At 32.9% G+C, this 20984-nt stretch carries 27 protein-coding genes; 12 read left to right on the top strand and 15 right to left on the bottom strand.

The window, feature by feature from the left end; genetic code table 11:
* Positions 1 to 33: 33 nt before the first annotated feature.
* From DES33_RS04660 to DES33_RS04640, 5 genes are read right to left on the bottom strand one after another with little or no spacing between them, the layout of a single operon-like run.
* Complete coding sequence (locus tag DES33_RS04660; RefSeq protein WP_110058222.1) at positions 34 to 267, bottom strand: hypothetical protein; 234 nt, start codon at positions 265 to 267, stop codon at positions 34 to 36.
* On the bottom strand, positions 257 to 436 hold the full coding sequence (locus DES33_RS09680) for a hypothetical protein (RefSeq protein ID WP_110058221.1): 180 nt from the start codon (positions 434 to 436) through the stop codon (positions 257 to 259). Before DES33_RS09680 ends, DES33_RS04660 begins: the two co-directional genes overlap by 11 nt.
* Positions 437 to 667 carry a hypothetical protein gene (locus DES33_RS04650; RefSeq protein ID WP_110058220.1) on the bottom strand — a complete coding sequence of 77 codons (231 nt, stop codon included), beginning with the start codon at positions 665 to 667 and terminating at the stop codon, positions 437 to 439. It abuts the gene before it with no gap.
* Between the two features lie 13 nt (positions 668 to 680).
* Positions 681 to 869: a hypothetical protein gene (locus tag DES33_RS04645; protein ID WP_110058219.1), complete on the bottom strand. Its 189-nt coding sequence runs from the start codon at positions 867 to 869 to the stop codon at positions 681 to 683.
* A 52-nt stretch (positions 870 to 921) separates the two neighbouring features.
* Entirely contained in the window at positions 922 to 1101 is a 180-nt protein-coding gene (locus tag DES33_RS04640; protein WP_110058218.1) for a hypothetical protein, read from the bottom strand.
* A gap of 62 nt (positions 1102 to 1163) precedes the next feature.
* Here DES33_RS04640 and DES33_RS09590 point away from each other — a divergent pair, with 62 nt between their 5' ends.
* On the top strand, positions 1164 to 1469 hold the full coding sequence (locus DES33_RS09590) for a hypothetical protein (RefSeq protein ID WP_146199867.1): 306 nt from the start codon (positions 1164 to 1166) through the stop codon (positions 1467 to 1469).
* A 173-nt stretch (positions 1470 to 1642) separates the two neighbouring features.
* Here DES33_RS09590 and DES33_RS04635 read toward each other — a convergent pair whose 3' ends face one another.
* Entirely contained in the window at positions 1643 to 1840 is a 198-nt protein-coding gene (locus DES33_RS04635; protein ID WP_110058217.1) for a DUF739 family protein, read from the bottom strand.
* A gap of 140 nt (positions 1841 to 1980) precedes the next feature.
* On the opposite strand from DES33_RS04635, the gene DES33_RS04630 reads away from it, so the two are divergent.
* The 3 genes from DES33_RS04630 (at position 1981) to DES33_RS09795 (ending at position 5315) form a co-directional block, all read left to right on the top strand.
* Positions 1981 to 2631: a LexA family protein gene (locus tag DES33_RS04630; protein WP_110058216.1), complete on the top strand. Its 651-nt coding sequence runs from the start codon at positions 1981 to 1983 to the stop codon at positions 2629 to 2631.
* A gap of 20 nt (positions 2632 to 2651) precedes the next feature.
* On the top strand, positions 2652 to 3656 hold the full coding sequence (locus tag DES33_RS04625) for an HNH endonuclease (RefSeq protein ID WP_110058215.1): 1005 nt from the start codon (positions 2652 to 2654) through the stop codon (positions 3654 to 3656).
* 144 nt (positions 3657 to 3800) lie between these two features.
* Positions 3801 to 5315 (top strand): recombinase family protein, encoded by a 1515-nt coding sequence (locus DES33_RS09795; RefSeq protein WP_110058214.1) that lies wholly within the window; start codon positions 3801 to 3803, stop codon positions 5313 to 5315.
* Here DES33_RS09795 and DES33_RS09920 read toward each other — a convergent pair.
* From DES33_RS09920 to rpmH, 9 genes are all read right to left on the bottom strand, one after another.
* The gene (locus tag DES33_RS09920; RefSeq protein WP_227930602.1) at positions 5207 to 5455 is read right to left on the bottom strand and encodes a 16S rRNA (guanine(527)-N(7))-methyltransferase RsmG; all 249 of its coding nucleotides are present in this window, start codon (positions 5453 to 5455) and stop codon (positions 5207 to 5209) included. The two genes, DES33_RS09795 and DES33_RS09920, sit on opposite strands and share 109 nt — an antisense overlap.
* Entirely contained in the window at positions 5455 to 7338 is a 1884-nt protein-coding gene (mnmG, locus tag DES33_RS04610; protein ID WP_110058213.1) for a tRNA uridine-5-carboxymethylaminomethyl(34) synthesis enzyme MnmG, read from the bottom strand. The genes DES33_RS09920 and mnmG overlap by 1 nt, the downstream gene beginning before the upstream one ends.
* A 1-nt stretch (position 7339) precedes the next feature.
* Entirely contained in the window at positions 7340 to 8698 is a 1359-nt protein-coding gene (gene mnmE, locus DES33_RS04605) for a tRNA uridine-5-carboxymethylaminomethyl(34) synthesis GTPase MnmE (RefSeq protein ID WP_110058212.1), read from the bottom strand.
* A gap of 112 nt (positions 8699 to 8810) precedes the next feature.
* On the bottom strand, positions 8811 to 10349 hold the full coding sequence (locus DES33_RS04600; RefSeq protein WP_110058211.1) for an ABC transporter ATP-binding protein: 1539 nt from the start codon (positions 10347 to 10349) through the stop codon (positions 8811 to 8813).
* Positions 10350 to 10609: 260 nt separating this feature from the next.
* Positions 10610 to 11515 (bottom strand): RNA-binding cell elongation regulator Jag/EloR, encoded by a 906-nt coding sequence (jag, locus tag DES33_RS04595; RefSeq protein WP_110058210.1) that lies wholly within the window; start codon positions 11513 to 11515, stop codon positions 10610 to 10612.
* Positions 11512 to 12243: a YidC/Oxa1 family membrane protein insertase gene (locus DES33_RS04590; protein ID WP_110058209.1), complete on the bottom strand. Its 732-nt coding sequence runs from the start codon at positions 12241 to 12243 to the stop codon at positions 11512 to 11514. The genes jag and DES33_RS04590 overlap by 4 nt, the downstream gene beginning before the upstream one ends.
* A 15-nt stretch (positions 12244 to 12258) precedes the next feature.
* Complete coding sequence (gene yidD / locus DES33_RS04585; protein ID WP_094206476.1) at positions 12259 to 12471, bottom strand: membrane protein insertion efficiency factor YidD; 213 nt, start codon at positions 12469 to 12471, stop codon at positions 12259 to 12261.
* Positions 12459 to 12800 carry a ribonuclease P protein component gene (rnpA, locus tag DES33_RS04580; RefSeq protein WP_002835949.1) on the bottom strand — a complete coding sequence of 114 codons (342 nt, stop codon included), beginning with the start codon at positions 12798 to 12800 and terminating at the stop codon, positions 12459 to 12461. Before rnpA ends, yidD begins: the two co-directional genes overlap by 13 nt.
* A 29-nt stretch (positions 12801 to 12829) precedes the next feature.
* Positions 12830 to 12964: a 50S ribosomal protein L34 gene (gene rpmH, locus DES33_RS04575; RefSeq protein WP_002835948.1), complete on the bottom strand. Its 135-nt coding sequence runs from the start codon at positions 12962 to 12964 to the stop codon at positions 12830 to 12832.
* Between the two features lie 215 nt (positions 12965 to 13179).
* On the opposite strand from rpmH, the gene DES33_RS04570 reads away from it, so the two are divergent.
* From DES33_RS04570 to gyrB, 8 genes are all read left to right on the top strand, one after another.
* Positions 13180 to 13452, top strand: coding sequence for an ArsR/SmtB family transcription factor (locus tag DES33_RS04570; protein WP_110058208.1), 273 nt, complete (start codon positions 13180 to 13182; stop codon positions 13450 to 13452).
* A 22-nt stretch (positions 13453 to 13474) separates the two neighbouring features.
* Positions 13475 to 14065 carry a methyltransferase domain-containing protein gene (locus DES33_RS04565; protein ID WP_110058207.1) on the top strand — a complete coding sequence of 197 codons (591 nt, stop codon included), beginning with the start codon at positions 13475 to 13477 and terminating at the stop codon, positions 14063 to 14065.
* A gap of 652 nt (positions 14066 to 14717) precedes the next feature.
* Positions 14718 to 16163, top strand: coding sequence for a chromosomal replication initiator protein DnaA (gene dnaA, locus DES33_RS04555; protein ID WP_110058206.1), 1446 nt, complete (start codon positions 14718 to 14720; stop codon positions 16161 to 16163).
* Positions 16164 to 16450: 287 nt separating this feature from the next.
* Positions 16451 to 17554, top strand: coding sequence for a DNA polymerase III subunit beta (gene dnaN / locus DES33_RS04550; protein WP_002835942.1), 1104 nt, complete (start codon positions 16451 to 16453; stop codon positions 17552 to 17554).
* Positions 17547 to 17753, top strand: a complete 207-nt coding sequence (yaaA, locus tag DES33_RS04545) for a S4 domain-containing protein YaaA (RefSeq protein WP_002835941.1) — start codon at positions 17547 to 17549, stop codon at positions 17751 to 17753. Before dnaN ends, yaaA begins: the two co-directional genes overlap by 8 nt.
* Entirely contained in the window at positions 17753 to 18820 is a 1068-nt protein-coding gene (gene recF, locus DES33_RS04540) for a DNA replication/repair protein RecF (protein WP_102164458.1), read from the top strand. Before yaaA ends, recF begins: the two co-directional genes overlap by 1 nt.
* A 1-nt stretch (position 18821) precedes the next feature.
* Complete coding sequence (locus tag DES33_RS04535) at positions 18822 to 19064, top strand: DUF370 domain-containing protein (RefSeq protein ID WP_094206578.1); 243 nt, start codon at positions 18822 to 18824, stop codon at positions 19062 to 19064.
* Positions 19064 to 20980 (top strand): DNA topoisomerase (ATP-hydrolyzing) subunit B, encoded by a 1917-nt coding sequence (gene gyrB, locus DES33_RS04530; protein WP_094206482.1) that lies wholly within the window; start codon positions 19064 to 19066, stop codon positions 20978 to 20980. Before DES33_RS04535 ends, gyrB begins: the two co-directional genes overlap by 1 nt.
* Positions 20981 to 20984 lie beyond the last annotated feature (4 nt).

Raw genomic sequence — 20984 nt, 5'->3', positions numbered from 1 at the left:
CTTCTACCACAAATGACACACCTAACATCTTTACTAGTCCTTTTTGGAGAATAATCTTTTTTCACCTAATACTCCTTTTCTAGCATAAATCCTGAACACTTCTGCCCTTAATAGAACACCATCATCACGTTTTTCTAACTTATCAAGCCATTCACGCTTAATAGCGTTCATCATTCTGAGTCCGTGTTGCTCCTCTTTCCACGACCTATACCTAAAACCTTTATGACCGTGAGGGTCTCGTGCTTCCTGCCATTGTCTATACTTCATCTAGTTCAACCTTTAATCTGTTTATGGCCATACCCACATTTTTAGTGTCATACATCTTATACATAACTCTTTTAATTTCATCACACACTTTTTTTGGATCGTTATCGTAAAACTCAGTCATACAACCCTCAGTAACAATTATTTGTGCTTTAATATCAAAAATCTTCATCTAAAGCATCCTTCCCGTAATAACTAATAAATTCCACAAAATGAAAGTCGTTAGCACCCTGCAAACAATCTTTAAAGCAAACATAAAAGTTAAAACATAATCATCAGATTTGCTCTTTTTAATTAAGCATTGTTTTGATTTTTTATTATCGTCTGCTGCATTAACCTTTTTATTTTCTCTTTTAATACCATTCCAAACGCCGTCGTTGAAATCAGATTTTCTTCTTTCCATAATTAACCTCCTCTCATCTATTAACAATCTTTAAAAACCTTGCTGTGTTTTGATACTCATTAAGCTGAAACGCCGGTTCATCTTTACAAAGACTTAAATTATTGTCCTTAACCCATCTTAAAAATTCATTTGCAATAGCCTCAATATTTACACTTCCACTAACTTTATGAACTTCTAGCTCTCTATTTAATTCAGTAGTCACCTTTAACACCTCCGTACTGTATATGTCAGAACTTTTTTTTAAATTAGAATTTCTATTCAACAATCTCAATATGATCCATAGCAAAAGATATTAATTCGGCAGTCAAAGTCTTAGCAGACATGTTAGTCTCATCAGCTAATTCCTTAATAGAATTTGCCAAATCCTCAGGTAACCATATAGCAGATTTAGCAGGTCCCCATTCCTTCGCTTTCTTTAAAATTAATTTTTCCATAATATTTCTCCCTTCTTTTTTTAAAATTCAAGTGATATAATCTCCATAAAGGAGGTGATTATATGAACACTACAATAAAACCAACAAAAACATTCCAGGAAACTTTAAAATATCTCGGCAAAGACTTCTCATCAAAAGTCATTGATGGAGAGCTTTGTGGATATATTAAAATTAATGACTGCTACGACATTGAGATTTCTGGAATGAATAACAACCGCGTTAAAAATCCCAATTTTACAATCTATATCTGGAATATTAAAAACGGCATGTACATCAAAGAACAAAAAACCGTTCATTCCCTACCAGAACTTAAGAGTTCTCTTGCTTCTTTAATAAAGCAGTACTCAAACGAACCTGATCAACAATAAAAACTACATCATCTCGAGATAAATTTTTTTCAACAAATAAACTTTCAAATTTATCTCGATTTTCTTTTGTATCATCCTTTAACTCAAATCTTCTGTACTCCATCAACTCCTCCTATCGTATTGTTTTTAATTCATTTACCTCTAAGTGACTTTTCCGTTACCTTTTAGGTAACCTATTCAGCAAAAAAAATTTCTGTTGGATCTTTAATATCTAATAAAACAATCATTTTATATATTTCATCAGAATTAAACACTCCCCTATTCAACTTTCTAGATAGAGTAACATCAGTGATCCCAAGCTCTCTAGCGATATCCTGCTGAGTATATCCCTTTTCAACAAAACGTGCTTTTAGTCTGTTTGTTTTTATCATTAATTTTAACACCCTCCTTTCCTGTTAACTATAGGGTAACACAACTAAATGTTAATTGTCAAGTAATTTTTTATAAAATTTTATTAATTTTTGTTGTCTAATGGGTAACTATATGATAAACTTATTTTAGGAGGTGAATTATGAGTGCTACTATTGGAGATAGAATAAATAAAAAGAGATTAGAAAAAGGAATGACCTTAGAAGAATTAGGCAGAAAAGCTGGAGTTAGTAAAGTAACAATACACAAATATGAATCTAAAGTCATTACTAACATTCCGTCCGATAGGATAGAGGCTATGGCACGAGCCTTAAATGTATCTCCAGCTTACTTAATGGGATGGAATGATAGTCCTTCTGAAGATATCGACATATCAAAAATACCTGGAGTAATAATGCCAGTTAAATTAAAAAGAATACCAATCCTTGGATCCATAGCCTGTGGAGAACCTCTTTTTGCTGAACAAAACTACGAAGGCTATTTTATGCTAGACGAAAACCTAGCAGGAGCTGATTTTTGTCTTAGAGCAAAAGGAGACAGCATGATAGAAGCTAACATCTTTGAAAGGGATCTAGTCTTCTTTAAAAAGACAAACGACGTTGAAAACGGAACAATCGCAGCCGTTCTAATAGATGATGAAGCAACACTGAAAAGAATCAGTAAGAGTGAAGATATGCTCATACTACAACCCTGTAACAGAATCTACTCCCCAATTATAATAAAACCCGAAGATGACAAAAGAGTTCTTATACTTGGAGAAATGGTTGGAGTATATTCAGAAAGAAATAAATAGAATATATTTAGGAGGAAAACATGAAAACACAAATTCAGAAAAGAAAATGGTTCAAAATATTAGCAATACTTTTTCTTATTGGATCCATAGGAAATCTTTTATCTGTTATTAGCCCTATATTAGTTTTATTGATTATTGGTTTTATAGTATTTAAAATATATGAATTTTTCTATTTTCGTAGCAAAAAATTTAATGCAGTAAAAAGTGAAATATCCAGCTATATACAAGAGTGTAATGAACTTAATGATCATATTGAAAGTTTGAGAAGTATAGATAGTACTTTCGAAAGAAAGGATTACGGAGATGCAATTATAAAAGATAATAGTAAATATAATTATAAACGTAAAAATTGGGATAAATACTCTAAATCAAAATATGTTCACAACTGTAGCAACACAGTATGCAAAAACGCTCAAGAACGCCCTTTTGAGTATATCACTAAGTATTTTAATATACCTAAAACTGAAGAATCCTTAAATAAGTTTGAAGAAGTTTTAAATAACTTCTTATCTGTAGAAGAGGGACGAAATTATTTAACTCTAAAAGAAAAGACACTAATATCTGACACAAAAGAAAAACTACCGTGGTTAATCAGACACTTATCAACAAAAAACAAATTATCAGAAAAATTAGGTTTCGAACCTGTAGATCTTTCGGATGTACATTTTCCATCATATAAATTTCAATACGTAAGTCCTGGTGGTAACTCTTCAATGGAAGCAGAAGTTATTATGGACACAGATAATTTGGAAAGATTTATAGATTTTTTAGACACACATATTAAGTGGCAAAATAGTGCTAGAGGACAAAGAGCCCTAATGACACCTAAACTTAGAGAAACTATTAAAGAAAGAGATAATTATACATGCTGCAACTGCGGGAATGGATTACACAAGGAACCAAACCTCTTACTTGAAATAGATCATATTATGCCCATATCCAAAGGTGGTAAAACTACTGAAGATAATTTACAAACTTTGTGTTGGAAATGTAATAGAAGTAAAGGATCTAAGGTTGTAAGTTAATGGAAAAACATAAAAGATAAAAATTTAAATAGAAAAAAGCCCCTTATTAGCTGCAACTAATAAAGGACTTAAAGTGGAGTATGTGCTATACACCAACCAACTCTATTATAGCACATACTCCTTGGATAAAATAAGGAGTTAATTATGAAAAAAGCAGTAGGTTATTGTAGATTTTCTACAGACATGCAAAGAGAAGAATCTATCATGGCACAAATGAGAGCCATAGATGAATTCGCAAAAAGAGAATCAATAGAAATTGTAAAATATTATAAAGACCAAGGACAATCAGGAACTTCCGACAACAGAGATGATTTTCAACTGATGATGAAAGAAGTTAAAAACATAGATTACGTTATTGTCCACAAATTTGATAGATTCGCTAGAAATAGCTTTGACCACGTAATAAACGAAAGAAAACTAAACAACAAAGGAATCAAATTAGTTTCAGTACTTGAACCAGTTGGAGAAAATCCAGAAAGCATATTAACCAAAAATCTACTTATAGGAATGAATGAGTATTTCTCACTTAACCTTTCAAGAGAAGTTAAAAAGGGACACAAAGAAAATGCACTACAATGTAAATTCAATGGAGGAACTCCCCCACTTGGATATAAAATTGAAGACGGATTTTACAAAATTGATGAAGAAGAAGCAAAAATCGTAGAAAAGATATTTGCTCTAAGACTACAAAATTATAGCTATCAAAAGATTGCAGATACCTTGAATGGACTAGGATACAAAAACAAGTATGGCAAAGAATTTAACCGCAATTCCTTCTATGAAATGCTACAAAACAAAAGATATAAAGGTACTTATATCTACGGAGTTAATGATGGCAGTGGAGAAGTAAGAAACTATAGAAAAAAGAATTCTGAATGGGTAGAAATAGAAGACGCTATCCCAGCAATAATTACAAAAGAGGTGTGGGAAGAAGTGAATAAAAAATATAGAAAAAGATCAGGAGCCTTTAAAAAAGATGCCAGAGATTATATACTATCAGGCCTAGTGTTCTGTGATGAATGTGGAGCCCCTATGCTAGGATGTAGTAGACAATCTTCAACTGGGAAGAAATACTATTATTACCGCTGCAACGATAGATGTGGTGCTAAGTCAATAAGGGCTGACCTATTAGAAGAAGTCGTAACTAATTTAATAAGCGAGCATTTAATTCACGAAAAAAATATAGATGTATTAGTCGACTACGTAATAGCTAATTATGAAATGGAAAATCCTTATAGAGAATTAGAAAAACAAAAAAACAAACTAATTAGACAAAGAGACAATATAGTTAATTTAATGGCTGAAACAGGTTCAAAAGCATTAATTGATAAACTGGAACAATTAGATAGACAAATAGATAATATCTACATACCGCCTTTCAAACAAGTGGTATTAGATAGAGACGTGATCAAAAAAAGATATCTTCAATTCCTTCATGAGCCTTTAACTGGATCCATGATAAGACTACTAATAAAAAAAATAAAGGTTAACGACCATAAAACGATCATTAACCTTGTAAATTACCCAAATGAATTACTCAATGGGTATAGTCATGGTGCAGGAAATCCTGCACCAGTCCCCACGTCAATTATAGTTTTATTTTCCTCAAAGTCGAACAAATTCAATACATACAAGGAATCCACAAAATGTTTCACGTGAAACATTTCTTCTTCAGTGATTGCAGTCAAATTCATTACTTTGTTCTTTTCCAACACCAAATCCATGTATTTCAACAGCAAATCTATTTGATTGTCATCCAATTGTATTTCGTAATCGTTCAATGTTTCTTTTAGTGACATTATTTCTTCCTCGTTTCCATGTATATCAATAAAACGTTGATGTCAGAAGGACTCACCCCGCTGATTCTGCTAGCTTGACCCAATGATTCTGGTTTGATGTCGTTGAGTTTTTGTACAGCCTCATTGGAAAGCCCCATAACTTCCTTGTAATCTTCAATCATATCTAGTTTTCTGTTTTCAAGCTTTTTAAATTGCTTTATTTGGCTCATTTGTTTTGCAATGTAGCCTTCGTATTTGATGTGAGTTTCCACTTGTAGTCTCAAATATCTAGGCAGTTCTGGTCTATCAACGTCAAATTCTTCTGTTTTATCGTAAGTTAATTCTGGTCTTTTGATTAAATCCAACAAAGTTATTCCAGTTTTAAGTTCAGATGATACAAGACCTCTAAGTTTTTCGTTGGTTTCTTCTGTTGGAGTCACCATGATTGACTTCAATCTTTCGATTTCCTCGTCAATCGTCTTCTTCTTGTGAAGCATTTTCTCGTATCTTTCATCTGTCGCAAGCCCTATTTCGTGAGCTCTTTCAGTAAGTCTCAAATCAGCGTTGTCTTGTCTCAAAGTCAAACGGTACTCGCATCTACTTGTCATCATTCTGTATGGCTCGTTAGTTCCTTTGGTTACCAAATCATCTATCAATACGCCAATGTACGCGTCTGATCTATCCAATACAAATGGCTCCTTGCCAAGTAAATTCATAGCCGCATTGATTCCTGCGATAATTCCTTGACCGGCAGCTTCTTCGTATCCACTGGATCCATTGATTTGTCCTGCAAAGAACAAATTATTGATTTCCAAATGTTCCAAAGTTCTCTTTAATATAGTAGGATCGATGCAATCATATTCGATTCCGTACGCACTTCTCATAAATCTCACGTTTTCGAAACCAATAATTGTCTTGTACATTTCCTTTTGCACTTCTTCTGGAAGAGTCGATGACACACCTTGAATATACATTTCCTTAGTAGATAAACCTTCAGGTTCCACGAAAACTTGATGCTCGTCTCGGTCTGGAAATCTCACGATTTTGTCTTCAATCGAAGGACAATAACGTGGACCCACACCCTTCACAATACCTGCATACATCGGAGATCTCTCCAAATTATCTTCAATAATTTGTTTTGTTTTAAGTGTAGTGTACGTCAAATAGCAATGCTCTTGCTTCTTTGAAATATCCTTGCCGTCATTCAAAAACGAAAAAGGAATAACATCGTCATCACCAGGTTGCACAGTCATCACTTCGTAATTCAAACTATCCTTGTGAACTCTCGCAGGAGTTCCAGTCTTGAATCTTCTAAGTTCAATTCCCAAATTTTTTAAAGATTCTGACAATTTCTTAGATGATTTCATACCGTGAGGGCCAGATTCATAAGTGTATTCACCCATCATCACAAGGCCCTTAAGATATGTCCCAGTCGCCAAAATCACAGCTCTTGTCGGAAAAATCGCCCCTTGTGCAGTAGTAATCGACTTTATTTTGTTGTCTTCAACCCCAATATCCACGACTTCCGCTTCAATCAAATCCAAGTTTTCAGTGTTTTCCAACACGCTTTTCATCTCATCGTGGTATTTTCTCTTGTCTGCTTGAACCCTCAATGAGTGAACCGCAGGACCTTTGGAAGTGTTCAACATTCTCGATTGAATGTAAGTCTTGTCAATGATAAGACCCATCTCGCCACCTAATGCGTCAACTTCCTTAACCAAGTGACCCTTTCCAGTGCCACCAATGTTCGGATTACATGGCAAATCAGCCACAGAATCCAAACTGATACTCATAATCGCAGTCTTTAATCCCAACCTCGCTGTAGCCAACGCAGCCTCACAACCGGCGTGACCTGCACCTACAACCACAACATCGTAGGGATTTTCATAATATAATCTATCCATTTTATTTACCTATACAAAAATCGCTAAAAATCTTATTCAACACATCGTCATCCACAGTTTCTCCAGTGATTTCGCCCAAGATTTCCCAAGCATTTCTCAAATCAACCTCGAAACAATCGATAGGAACTCCAGCTTCCATATCGTGTAGAGAACTCTCCAAAGATTTAATAGCTTTGTTAATAATATCTCTATGTCTAATGTTAGTAATAATATTGTCGTTATTAGCTTCAATATATCCATCATTAAACATCTCTATAATCTTGTTTTCTAAATCCTCGATACCCTCGTTGTTTTTGATTGAAGTGTGAATGACCTCGATTCCCTCCAAGTTTTCATCGAAATCAAATCCACCATCCAAATCAATCTTGTTTAACAAAACAATCGACTTTTTATCTCTAATAAGATCCAAAATCTTCCTATCCTCATCGTCAAACTCTCTCGAAGAATCAAAAATCGCAATAATCAAATCCGAATCAGAAATAAAAGACACAGATTTTTCGACACCGATTTTCTCCACGATATCCTCAGTATCCCTAATACCAGCAGTATCGTTAATCTTCAGACTTATGCCGTCCAAATCGATGTATTCTTCGATGACATCACGAGTAGTTCCTGGAATATCCGTAACAATAGCCCTGTTTTCCTTCAACAAAGCATTCAACAAAGAAGATTTGCCTACATTTGGCTTACCAATTATCGTAGTATTGATACCATCTCTGATAATTCTACCTCTGTTTGCACTCTCAGAAAGCTTTTTAAGCTTATCCAAAACTTCCTTGCCCTCGTTCAAAACAGGAGTGTTGTCCAATTCGTCCTGCATATCTTCAGTAAAATTAATCGAATATTCAACATGAGATAGCATATCCAACAATTGGTTTCTCAACTGTTTGATATTTCTGTTAACACTACCCTCCAACTGTTTCATACTCACAGAGTACGCCTTGTCAGTCTTCGCCTTAATCATATCGATAATCGCCTCAGCTTGGGACAAATCAATCCTACCGTTCAAGAAAGCCCTCTTAGTGAACTCACCAGCCTCAGCAAGCCTTGCACCGTTGTTTAACAGAACTTCCAACACCTTTCTCACAGCGACAACCCCACCGTGAGTATAAATCTCCACGACATCCTCACGAGTGTATGTGTGAGGAGCCTTCATATAACAAACCAAGACCTCATCGACGATCTCATTATCGTCAACAATGTGGCCATAAGTCATTTTTCTATTTATAAAATCAGCATTATCATTTGCTCTTTTGAACACAGAATCAAGCACATCCACACAACCCTCTCCAGTCATTCGAACAATGCCAATTCCCGCTTCACCAGTAGCAGAGCTAATAGCTGCAATACAATCGTCCATATTTAGTCTATCCTTTCATTCTTTATAGCAATATTATATTATATCATACAAAATGATTACAAATAAAATAAGAGCTTACAACTTCACTATATTGAAGTCATAAGCCCGTTATTTACCTCATATCTATAACTTTATCGTATTTTTTTAAAGTTTCTTCACCGTATTGATGAATTACTTCTATTACTGTATTTTTTGAAGAGAATATAATATCATCTATTATTTCTCTATTTTTCTTATCCAAATTAGACTTTATTTCATCTGCTAAAATTAATTTTCTGTCGTGGTACATTGCTCTTGCAATTTCTACCCTTTGTCTTTCTCCTCCTGACAAACTATCATTGGATAAAACTTTGGATTTAAGATGATTTATCTGTAACTTATCAATTATTCCATTTAATTTTTCTAAATTTATATCATTATCTCCTAAAGTAATGTTATCTTCTAAATTAAGATTAAAAACATAACTTTCTTGTGATATAAAGCTGGTAAAACTCCTGATCTCAGCGGTTGATAATTCCTTTTTATTAAACATAATCCTTCCTTTAGATGCTGTTAAATTATTAAATATTAAATTCAATAACGTACTTTTACCACAACCACTTTCTCCTATAATTGCGACCTTGTCACCCTTTTCTATCTTAAAATTAAAATCTTTAATAATATCTTTATCATCATACGAAAAACTCAAATTATCAAAAGTAATTGGAAAAACTTCATCATTAAGATTTATTTTTACATTATCAATATCTTGATAAATGTAATCGTACTTTTTTAAGAGATACTTTGATGATGAACGTGTATTATTAAAATATGCAAGTTCTTGGAACTGATATCCTATATTATAACTAACTAAGTAAACACTGATGAATACGCTTGACGATATTTTACCATTAAAACTCAAATACCCTCCAAGAATAAGAGGAATCATAGAACATACTATATCAACCAAATTAATCACAATGTTGTTTTTTGTTCGTATAATTTCATATCCCTTATAAGTATCCACATCCTGCTTTAAATATTTGTGATACAAATTAATGAAAAAGTCTGATACATTGTAAATTTTAATGATGCTTCTTCCATTTTTGATGTCTTGTAATTTATTCATAAAAGCATCATCAGCTTTTGATAATTCTTCAGATTTATTATCTAATCTATTACTCCCGTAATTACTCATAAGCGCTGGAATACTGTAGAATACTATAAAAAGCATTCCCAAAAGGAAATTTCTTGTTAGTGCATAAATGATGGAAACACTTGTAAAACCAATCGACGATATAATAATTACCGTTGGTTCAATGTAGTTGTTTTCAATTTGATTTGAATCCTTTTCTATACTGCTGACAATATCATTATCGATATGATTTTCACTTTTTAAAAAATGATTGAACACTTTTAACTTAAAAGATTCTCTAAAATCAGCTATTACATACGAATAGTAAAGTCTCTTTCCACTATCACCTATAAGCATTATAATTCCACACAAAATCCCAAACACAAGTGCTTTCATCAAAAATACTGTGTCTTTATTCTCAAATGATTTTATAATCAATGATACTATTACAGGATTCACCAAAGCCTCTGTCCATGTGAGAACTATCGCAACAAAATATAAAATAAGATTTTTCTTCTTAACATTGTTTTTTATCATATTACCCTCTGAAATTTATATAACATTCTTAAAACTTGTACTTGACTAATAATATTTGATTATATTTAGCCTATTTTCTTCAAATAATTTTCGTTAACGATTTCAGAGATTATTTTTTTCTCTAAAATCTATTTATAAATTGTCATGATAATCACCACTTTCCTTTTCTTAGGATAAATCATAAAAAATTTGTTGTCAACTTTATTTCTTGTCATCCCACAAAAAAAGACCACATACCAAAAGATATGTAGTCTTGTAATTTATTTTCTTTTAATAATAACTCTTCTATTAGGCTCATTGCCTTGAGAGAATGTATTCACTTTTTCATCGTTTTGAAGATAAGTGTGAATGATTCTTCTTTCGTATGGATTCATAGGTTCAAGCTTGATATCTCTTCCTGTTTGAACAGCCTTATCAGCTAATCTTCTGGCTAATTTTTGAAGAGATCTTTCTCTTTTGGATCTGTATTGGTTGCAATCCAAAATAACTCTTATATAAGTATCACTGTTTCTATTAGTAACCAAGTTTACGATATATTGAAGAGAATCTAATGTTTCTCCCCTTTTTCCTATGATAATTCCGATATCAGATTCTTCTGAACACATAATATTGAACTTAATCATATTTCCTTCAGTTCTAGATTCGATATCGCAATCAATTCCCATATCTTCAATCATTTGTTTCAAGAAATTCTTGCTTGTGATGAAAAGTTCGTCGTTTCTATCAATAGTAACATCAGATTCAGTATCTTGTTCTTCTTCAGTTTCTTCAGATTCTTCAGCTTCTTCAGCTTCTACTGGTTTTGCTGGTTCTACTGATTTTTCTACGATTTCTTCCTTATCATCTTCTGTAGATTTAGTTTCTTCAACTTCTTCTACAATTTTTTTATCTTCTATAACTTTAGTATCTTCTTTTTGTTCTGTTTCAACTGAGTTAGAGTCAGAGTTTAGGATATTCTTCACAAAATCGTCTGTTCCCTTTTCTTTAACATCGTCTTTTAGTGACACCCTAACGACAGCATCCTTTGCTCCAAACAAACCCAAAAAACCTTGTTTAGCTTCATTTATAACTTCGATGTTAACTTCGTTTCGATTAGCTTGAAGCTTATCCAAAGCTTTATTGACACATTCTTCAACAGTCTTCGCACTAATTACTGTGCTTCTCATCTAACTTCCTCCGCAACATCTTTTTTGTCTTTATTCTTAATTATTAACCTTATTATAACTTCTATAACGTTTGAAAATCCCCAATAAAGAATCAAACCTGAAGCGTATTTGCTTGAAATGAAGAACATAAATATAGGCATGAAATAAATCATTGATTTGTTCATCATTTCCATTTGATCAGGTTCATTTGACTTCTTATCCTTGTTATTAGTAGGCATACTGATCTTTGCTACTAAAAATTGAGTGAAAGCATTTATTAAAGGCAATCCAAACAATACTGGGTCTGGTTTAGTCAAATCAGGTATCCAGAAGAAATTACGAGCGATCTCATTAATCTTAGACACATTATCAAACATGTACTTTCCTGGTTCTCTCATTACTCTAAATAATGCAAAAACCAAAACCATTTGTAAGATAATTGGCAAACAACCACTTAAAGGATTAAAATTGTACTTCTTGTATAATTCTTGCATCTTTAATTGTTGAGTTTGTGGGTCGTTCTTGTATTTTCTTTGAATTTCCTTCATTTCCGGTTGCATCAAAGCATTTTGTTCTTGAGTTTTTTGCGTATGAATAGTTACCGGAAGAGTTATAAGCTTATAAATAAGTGTTAATAAAAGAATTGATATCGCAAAATACGATATACTTTTAGGTTCAGCCATCACATGTGAGATGTTTTCATATATGAACCTAAGAATAGTTCCAAATACATTTGCAATTATTTGCAATTCTACAACTCCTTTTTATTTTAGTGGGTCATATCCGCCTTTTGAAAATGGATTACATCTTAAAATTCGCCAAATAGTAAGCCCTAACGCCTTAAAAAACGGCTTTTTTCTGAAAGCCTCCAACGCATATTGTGAACAAGTTGGATAGTATTTGCACTTTCCATGTCCCAAATACGGCGATATAGCTTTTTGGTAAAATTTGATTAAAAATATCATCACTTTCGACATTTTTTATTCGATGCCTTTCTACAAACGTGCAATAATGCAGATTCTAGCTGTTTGTAAGTTAAGTCTTCAGTGTTTTTCTTCGGGATAATAACCATATCCAAGCCCTTGTCAAACTCAGAGAAATTAAGCCTTACAATCTCTCTCAGTTTCCTCTTGATTCTGTTTCTTTCAACGGCATTGCCGTACTTTTTAGTAACAGAGAATCCGATTCGAGTTCCTTTTTTTGAATTGTACACTACCAAAGAGAAGTTTCTATTATAATAAGTCTTTCCCCTCTTGTAGACAACATTGTATTCCCTGTTATCTCTTAACCTTACACTTTTATCCATAATAAATTAAAGGCCACAATGAATGTGACCTAAGCTGATAATACTTTTCTACCTTTTCTTCTTCTAGCCTTTAAAACAGCTCTTCCACCTCTAGTAGCCATTCTATTTCTAAATCCGTGGTCTTTTTTTCTTTTTCTGTTATTTGGTTGATAAGTTCTTTTCATCAATCGCACCTCCTAGTATAAAATATAAGGACTTTTGCCTATAAAAACACTACTCCAATTATACTTATGACAATAACAATTGTCAAGCTTTTTTGTTGACAAATACCAATTAATCGCCAAAAATAATTTAATTATTACATATCAAAAATATTTGATGTATTGCGTAAAAAATGATATAATTAATATATCAAAAATATTTGATGTGAGGTAATAAAATGGACAACAAACAAATAGCAAACACATTTAAAGCATTGAGCGATGAAAAAAGAATAGATATTTTACAATTGTTGCAAAATGGAGAACAATGCGCATGTGTACTTTTAGAAAAACTGAACTTAACACAATCAGGATTGTCTTATCATATGAAGATACTTACAAATTCAAAAATAATAGAATCTAGACAAGAGGGAAAGTGGACATACTATAAAATTTCAGAAAAACAATGTCACAATCTAGCTAATCTATTAATAGACATCACGAAGTTATAAGATTTTAAAGAAAGGACAATAAATGAGTAAACAATACACAGACGAAGAAATAAGACAACAAGTAACAAATTTCTACGATAACATAGCAGTAGGTAATACGAGCACAGAAGTAAACTCAATAGACTTATACAAATCCTTAGGTTACGATCCTAAATTACTAGAAAAAATCCCTGAAGAAGTGTCATCAGGACTATCTTGTGGAAATCCACTTGATAACCTAGTATTAAAAGACACCGACACACTACTAGATTTGGGGTGTGGAATGGGATTAGATGTATTCATGGCAAGAATAACATATCCTAATTCCAATACAATTTATGGAATGGATAGGCTAGAGTCCATGATACAAAAAGCTAGTAAAGTACGAGATAAAAAAGGATTCAAAAATATTGAATTTGTCCAAGGAGAACTCATCGACATGCCATTTGAAGACAACTCCATAGACAAGATCATAAGTAACTGTGTAATAAACCTTGAGCCTAACAAACAAAAAGTTTATCAAGAAATCCATCGAATTCTCAAACCTAACGGAATGTTTATAATCAGTGACATCACACTCAAAAAACAATTAAACGATGACATACTATCATTGGATAATATTTACGGATCGTGAGTTGGGGGAGCTCTTCTGGAAGAAGATGTAAAAGAAATCATTAAAAAAGCAGGATTTACAAATTTCTTTGCAAAAAGTGAGGAAGTCACAGACCCGTATGCCAAAAAATGGGGATATGGACTGAAAATAAAAGAATTTATCCAAGAAACTATGTTCATAGGAAATAAATAACGAACACCAACATTTTCAAATAAGAATGTTGGTGTTTTTTTATAAAATTTCCACAAAACAATAAAAATTGTGGATAACTTTTATCCACAATTCATTCTAAATTTAAAATATTAAACTCATTTTGGGGATAAGTTATAGCAAACACAAAACCATTTATCAAAATTTTCAATAAATTTGTAATAAAAGATATGATTTGCTATAATTAAAGTATCAAAAAGTATGAAAAGTACACATTTATTAACAAATTGTGGATAAGTTGTGGATAATATGTGAATTCTTGTTTTAAAACTACACGAATTTGCTGTATATTCTAATTTAATATCCACAATTATTTTTCTATAAATTGATGTGGATAAGTTGTGCAAATGTGAATAAATTATATATTTTTTTTGTTTAAATTGGAAAATAGCTATTTATTTAATGTGGATAACTCATCATTTTGTGGATAGATATGTTGATAAGTAAAAAAACGAGGTGAAAAATGACCGACAAAGATGAACTCTGGTTAAAAATATCTAACACATTTAAACAGGAAATGTCTGATTTGAACTTCAACACATGGATTGCTCCATTAAAACCTCTTTATTTAACAAATACTGAATTTATTTTGCTTTCTCCAAATAGATTTACCAAAAAAACAATCTATAACAAATACTACGACGATATCCAAAAATACTTGGATTTCATCAGTAATGTCAAGAGAAAAGTAGTCATCATAGACCGTTATGAAATGGATAATTACAAAGACGAAAATATAATTCAAAACCAAAACATAGATGGTCAACGATCCATTCTAGTAAGTGAAGAAGTAGCAGAAGATGAAAAATACACTGTAGAAGACAAAAAACCTGAAACACAACAACCAGAAGAAAAAACTGATTTGAGCCCTTACGGCAAGAATTTAATCAGCAAATACAAATTCGATACATTTGTAAAAGGAAAAAACAACGAACTAGCATTAGCCGCAGCACTTGCAGTCGCACAAAACCCAGCCACAGCATACAATCCATTGTTTATTCATGGAAAAGCAGGATTGGGTAAGACTCACTTGATGCATGCCATTGCTCATGAAATACTTAAAAATAACCCAAAAGCTAGGGTTATTTACACTACTAGTGAATCATTTACAAACGAACTTATCTCTTCAATAGGAGATAAATCTACGAAAAAAAATTCACAATTTAGAGAAAAATACCGAAATATAGACGTACTATTAATTGACGATATTCAATTTATAGCAGGAAAACAAGGTACACAAGAGGAGTTTTTCCACACATTCAACGAATTGTATAACCACAACAAGCAAATCATACTTTCCAGTGATAGACCTCCAAAAGAGATAAAAACATTGGAAGAGAGGTTAGTGTCGCGTTTTGAGTGGGGATTAATGGCAGACATTCAACCACCAGATTACGAAACACGTGTGGCTATTATAAACGAGTATTTAGATAGAAATAATACATCACTTACCCCTGAAATAATCGATTATATTGCTATGAATGTCAAAAGCAATATACGTGAGTTGGAAGGGGCAGTAATGAATGTCGTAGGTCAAAAAACTCTGATAGGAGATGGCAACATTACATTAGATTTGGCAAAAAATGTTCTAAAACAACTTATCGCAGACACTCAATTAAGACCTGTAACTATAGATTTAATCATTGAGAGTGTATGTGATAGGTACAATGTAAGTCAAGATGATTTGCTTTCAAAAAAGAGATCCAAACAAATCGCATATCCAAGGCAAATAGCAATGTATGTGTCCAGAAAATTGTTGGATATTTCTTTGGTTAGTATTGCTTCAAGTTTTGGCAAAGATCACTCAACAGTAATGCATGGAATCAAGAAAATTGAGAATGATATCAAAAAAAGTTCAGAATTTGATGAAGAAATTGATAACCTAATCAACTACATTCAAAATTCTTAATTTATTAAACTTTATGATTGTGGATAAGTTTATTTTAGAGTTTTCTATCCACAATTTAATATTAATAAGTGTGTGGATAAGTTGTTGATAACTTTAAAGTGATAAACTAAAATTGTAAAAAGTTGATAATGTTGATAATCGCACAGCTTGTGCCAATTATATACACATCGTTATCAATATATAAAACACCACAAATTACAAACAAACTAGAGTTATCCACAATACAAACAGCCCTACTACTACTATTACTAACTATTATTATTATTTGTATAAACGAAAGGTAAAATATGAAATTAAAAATATCGCAAAAAGAATTACTTAAACATATCAATATTGCGCAAAAAGCGGTGTCATCTAGAACGACTATTCAGATATTAGAAGGAATTTTGTTCATCGCAGAAGAAAATTGTCTTAGACTTGTTGCTACGGATTTGGAACTTATCGTGGATACTAGAGCAAATTGTGAAATCTATGAAAAAGGACAAATTGTAATCAACTCGTCAATGATAGGAAATATCATTAGAAAACTTCCTGACGATGATATTTATATTGAAGTGGACGATAATAATATCAATATTAAATGTTTGTCTACGGAATTCAACATTCAAGGTCAAGATTCAAACGAATTTCCATCTCTTCCTTATATAGATAAGGATGTTAAATTGACTTTGGAACAATCTGAACTCAGAGATTCCATCAGAAAAACATCATTTGCTACAAGTATGGACCAAACAAGACCAGATTTGACAGGTGTTTTGTTCAATATTATGAATGATAGGATTGAATTTGTGGCCTTAGATGGTTACAGAGTTTCACTTGATTGTATGAGTAATGTGAGTGAGTTTGAAATGAAGGCTATTGTTCCAGCGAGAGCTTTGAATGAAGTTTACAAGATTTTGGAAGAAGGGGAGATAACTCTTAACATTATTACTGGAAATATTATTTTCAAATTGGAAAACACTGATGTTTATTCTAGATTAATCGATGGTCAATACATCGACTACAATCAAGTTATGAAACAAGATTTTTCGACTGTCGTTACTATAGAAAAGAGAGCTTTGCAAATGGCGTTGGAAAGAGCGTCTTTGATGGCAAAAGAAGACAAGGCAAACTTGGTTAAGCTAGATTTTTCTGGAAATGAATTGCATATTTCATCTAATACTGATATTGGTAAGGTCGATGAGTATGTGAAGTGCGAAATCGGTGGAGAAGATTTGAAGATTGCTTTTAATGCTAAGTATTTGTTAGATGGCTTGAAGGTTATTGATGATGACGATATTACATTGAATATGAGTGGAAGTCTAAGACCGATGGTGTTCAAGCCATTGAACGATACCAATTACACTTATCTTGTCCTTCCGGTAAAACTTGCAGGAGGTAATAATGATTAGTGTTAAAATTGAATCTGAATTTATAAAATTGGAACAGTTTCTAAAATTCGCATCCATAGCACAAACAGGTGGCATGGCGAAAGAACTTATTAAAGAATCCATGGTTAAGGTTAATGACGAGGTTGAAACAAGACGCGGCAAGAAGCTTTATCCAGGAGATGTAGTGGAATTTGAAGGAGAGAAATACGTAGTCGAATAATGATCGTTCAAAAATTAAAATTATATAATTACAGGAATTTCTGTGAAATAGAATTGGATTTTTGTGATGGTCTGAATCTGATTGTAGGCAGAAATGCCTCGGGTAAGACTAATATTTTGGAAGCTATTAATGTAGCTTTGAAGGGAAAAAGTTTCAAAACCAACACCAATTCTCACTTGATTAAATTCGGTGAAGATGAGGCTCGTATTGTAATGGATGTCTACGATGATGGTTTTGAGGATAAGATAGATATTACTATTAAAAGTAACGAAAAGATACTCAATGTGAATGAAGCTTTTGTGAATACTATTAAAGAATACAACGAGTATTTTGAGTGTATTGTTTTTAAGCCTGATGATTTGAAGATAGTAAAAGAATCGAAATCTTTGAGAAGAAAATTCTTGGATGAGTCCATAAGTGGTGTGGATAACTATTACAGGACTGTTTTGAAACAGTACAATCAAGTGTTGGATGAGAGAAATAAGCTCATCAAAAACCACAGGTACAATTCGTATTTTAATGAGCAGTTGAAGGCTTTGAATATCCAATTAGCAGACACGGGCTCATATATTATGCACAAGAGAGAAAGCTATGTTGAAAGGCTTCATCTTATCGCAAAAAATGTGTGCTCAAATTTGAGTGATGAGAATGATAAGCTGGACATGGAAAATAATTTTTCGATAGAATATGTAGAGGATATGACTAATCAAAAGAATACTTATTACAAGAGTTTGGTAGATATTTTGGATAAGGATTTGGAAAATAAGCAAACTAATTTAGGTATCCATCGTGATGATTTGGATATTTTAATCAACGACAAATCGGCTAAGTTTTTTGCATCTCAAGCTCAGGTGAGAACTGCTATTTTATCGATGAAGCTTGCACAATTGGATTTGAGTAGATTTTATAATGATAGATTGCCAATTATTTTATTAGATGATGTGTTCAGTGAACTTGACGATTACAGAATCAACTACATCATCAGATATATCAAGGATTTTCAAGCTTTTCTGACGACTTCAGAAAGGGCTCCAGAAGGGTTGTACACGATAAAAATAGGTGAATGATATGTATTTGGATATTGGCAACAACACATTAATTGATGAAAATGAGATTATAGCAGTAGTTAATGTCTCGGACAAATTCTTCAAAGATTTTGATAAAAATGATTTGGATTATACGAAAAACGTAGAATTTGTGAATGAAGATGAGGACATTACTATAAGGTCTATAGTCATAACTAATAGAGGAGTTTACAAGTCAAATATCAGTGGGAATTATTTGATGAATAACTTTATGAAAGGAATATAATGAAGAAAAACAGAGAATATACTGCAGATCAGATTACAGTATTAGAAGGATTGGAACCGGTTCGTGTAAGACCAGGGATGTACATCGGTTCTACAGATGAAAAAGGTCTACACCATTTGGTGTACGAAGTAGTCGACAACTCAATTGATGAGGCGTTGGCTGGTGTGTGTGATTTGATTAAGGTTACTATAAAAAAGGACAATTCAGTTATTGTAGAAGATGATGGTTCTGGTATTCCAGTTGAAACACACCCAAAAACAGGCAAATCAACGCTTGAAACTGTACTTACAGTGCTTCATGCGGGTGGTAAATTTTCAAACGACGCTTATCAATACTCAGGTGGTCTTCACGGTGTTGGTGTAAGTTGTGTTAATGCTTTAAGTACATATCTTATTGCCAGAGTCAAAAGAGACGGCAAAATGTACGAACAAAGATTTGAAAAAGGAAAAACTGTTACAGAACTTACTGTTATAAAAGAAAATGTCAGAGGAACTGGAACAACAATTGAATTTATGCCGGACAATACGATTTTTGAAACTTTGAATTTCGACAAAAATGTTCTTGCAAAAAGATTCAGAGAAATGGCGTTTTTGAATAAGGGCGTGAAGATAGAATTTGCTGATGAAAGAGAAGGCTACAAGGAATTGTTCCACTACGAAGGTGGTATCAAATCATTTGTAGAATACATCAACAAATCCAAAAAGCCTTTGGATCATGAAGTAATGTACATCGAAGGAGAAAAAGAAACTACCAAAGTGGAAATAGCTATGCAATACACTGAAAGCTATAACGAAACTATAGTTTCATTTACTAATAACATTAAAACAGTTGACGGTGGAACACATGTTGTAGGATTCAAATCTGCACTTACTCGTGCTCTTAACGATTATGCAAGAAATAAAAACATATTAAAAGAAAAAGACGATAACTTATCTGGTGATGATGTCAGAGAAGGTATCACTGCTGTTGTTTCAGTAAAACTTAACAACCCACAATTTGAAGGACAAACCAAAGGAAAATTGGGTAACTCCGAAGCTAGAACTGTTGTGGACAGCGTTGTGTACGAACATTTGAGTTTTTATTTTGAAGAAAATCCAAAAATCGTCAAGACAATTATACAAAAAGCATTGGCATCACAAAAAGCAAGACTTGCCGCAAGACGTGCAAGGGATTTGGTTCGTAAGAAATCGGTGCTAGACAATACTACACTTCCAGGAAAACTTGCTGACTGCCAAAGCTCAGACATCGAACACAACGAAATCTTCCTTGTCGAAGGGGATTCTGCCGGTGGTTCTGCAAAAGGTGGCAGGGACAACAAATTCCAAGCTATTTTGCCATTGAGAGGTAAAATCTTGAATGTAGAAAAGGCTCACCTTGAAAGAGTTTTAAATTCAAACGAAATCAAAGCTATGATTACTGCATTTGGAACTGGAATAGGAAAAAACTTTGATATCAGCAAACTTCGTTACGGTAAAATCGTAATAATGACCGATGCCGATGTCGATGGAGCTCACATTAGAACACTTCTACTTACATTCTTGTACAGATTTATGAAGCCATTAGTGGAAAAAGGTCACGTGTACATCGCACAACCACCACTTTACGGAATCATCAAAGGTGTTAAAGTAATGGAATATTGCTACACAGAAAAAGAATTGGAAGAAGCTTTGGAAAAATACGGCGAAAGAAGTAACATCAAAGTTCAAAGATACAAAGGTCTTGGTGAAATGAACGCAGAACAATTGTGGGATACTACAATGAATCCTGAACACAGAATCCTAATCAAAGTTGAAATCGACGGAGAAGACGAAAACGAACTCGACAACACATTCGATGTTTTGATGGGAGACAATGTTGAACCAAGAAGAGAATTTATAGAACAAAATGCTGTTTATGCACAAAACATTGACGCTTAGGAGA

Origin of the sequence: Finegoldia magna (assembly GCF_003182075.1) — a bacterium.
Taxonomy (GTDB): domain Bacteria; phylum Bacillota; class Clostridia; order Tissierellales; family Peptoniphilaceae; genus Finegoldia; species Finegoldia magna.
Note: the sequence above shows the minus strand (reverse complement) of the source record. Positions and strands in the feature narration are given on the sequence as shown.

Coding starts and splice junctions, on each gene's coding strand:
- DES33_RS04660 (WP_110058222.1), bottom strand. CDS start 267: ATGAAGTATAGACAATGGCAGGAAGCACGAGACCCTCACGGTCATAAA.
- DES33_RS09680 (WP_110058221.1), bottom strand. CDS start 436: ATGAAGATTTTTGATATTAAAGCACAAATAATTGTTACTGAGGGTTGT.
- DES33_RS04650 (WP_110058220.1), bottom strand. CDS start 667: ATGGAAAGAAGAAAATCTGATTTCAACGACGGCGTTTGGAATGGTATT.
- DES33_RS04640 (WP_110058218.1), bottom strand. CDS start 1,101: ATGGAAAAATTAATTTTAAAGAAAGCGAAGGAATGGGGACCTGCTAAA.
- DES33_RS09590 (WP_146199867.1), top strand. CDS start 1,164: ATGAACACTACAATAAAACCAACAAAAACATTCCAGGAAACTTTAAAA.
- DES33_RS04635 (WP_110058217.1), bottom strand. CDS start 1,840: ATGATAAAAACAAACAGACTAAAAGCACGTTTTGTTGAAAAGGGATAT.
- DES33_RS04630 (WP_110058216.1), top strand. CDS start 1,981: ATGAGTGCTACTATTGGAGATAGAATAAATAAAAAGAGATTAGAAAAA.
- DES33_RS04625 (WP_110058215.1), top strand. CDS start 2,652: ATGAAAACACAAATTCAGAAAAGAAAATGGTTCAAAATATTAGCAATA.
- DES33_RS09795 (WP_110058214.1), top strand. CDS start 3,801: ATGAAAAAAGCAGTAGGTTATTGTAGATTTTCTACAGACATGCAAAGA.
- DES33_RS09920 (WP_227930602.1), bottom strand. CDS start 5,455: ATGTCACTAAAAGAAACATTGAACGATTACGAAATACAATTGGATGAC.
- mnmG (WP_110058213.1), bottom strand. CDS start 7,338: ATGGATAGATTATATTATGAAAATCCCTACGATGTTGTGGTTGTAGGT.
- mnmE (WP_110058212.1), bottom strand. CDS start 8,698: ATGGACGATTGTATTGCAGCTATTAGCTCTGCTACTGGTGAAGCGGGA.
- DES33_RS04600 (WP_110058211.1), bottom strand. CDS start 10,349: ATGATAAAAAACAATGTTAAGAAGAAAAATCTTATTTTATATTTTGTT.
- jag (WP_110058210.1), bottom strand. CDS start 11,515: ATGAGAAGCACAGTAATTAGTGCGAAGACTGTTGAAGAATGTGTCAAT.
- yidD (WP_094206476.1), bottom strand. CDS start 12,471: ATGTCGAAAGTGATGATATTTTTAATCAAATTTTACCAAAAAGCTATA.
- rnpA (WP_002835949.1), bottom strand. CDS start 12,800: ATGGATAAAAGTGTAAGGTTAAGAGATAACAGGGAATACAATGTTGTC.
- rpmH (WP_002835948.1), bottom strand. CDS start 12,964: ATGAAAAGAACTTATCAACCAAATAACAGAAAAAGAAAAAAAGACCAC.
- DES33_RS04570 (WP_110058208.1), top strand. CDS start 13,180: ATGGACAACAAACAAATAGCAAACACATTTAAAGCATTGAGCGATGAA.
- DES33_RS04565 (WP_110058207.1), top strand. CDS start 13,475: ATGAGTAAACAATACACAGACGAAGAAATAAGACAACAAGTAACAAAT.
- dnaA (WP_110058206.1), top strand. CDS start 14,718: ATGACCGACAAAGATGAACTCTGGTTAAAAATATCTAACACATTTAAA.
- dnaN (WP_002835942.1), top strand. CDS start 16,451: ATGAAATTAAAAATATCGCAAAAAGAATTACTTAAACATATCAATATT.
- yaaA (WP_002835941.1), top strand. CDS start 17,547: ATGATTAGTGTTAAAATTGAATCTGAATTTATAAAATTGGAACAGTTT.
- recF (WP_102164458.1), top strand. CDS start 17,753: ATGATCGTTCAAAAATTAAAATTATATAATTACAGGAATTTCTGTGAA.
- DES33_RS04535 (WP_094206578.1), top strand. CDS start 18,822: ATGTATTTGGATATTGGCAACAACACATTAATTGATGAAAATGAGATT.
- gyrB (WP_094206482.1), top strand. CDS start 19,064: ATGAAGAAAAACAGAGAATATACTGCAGATCAGATTACAGTATTAGAA.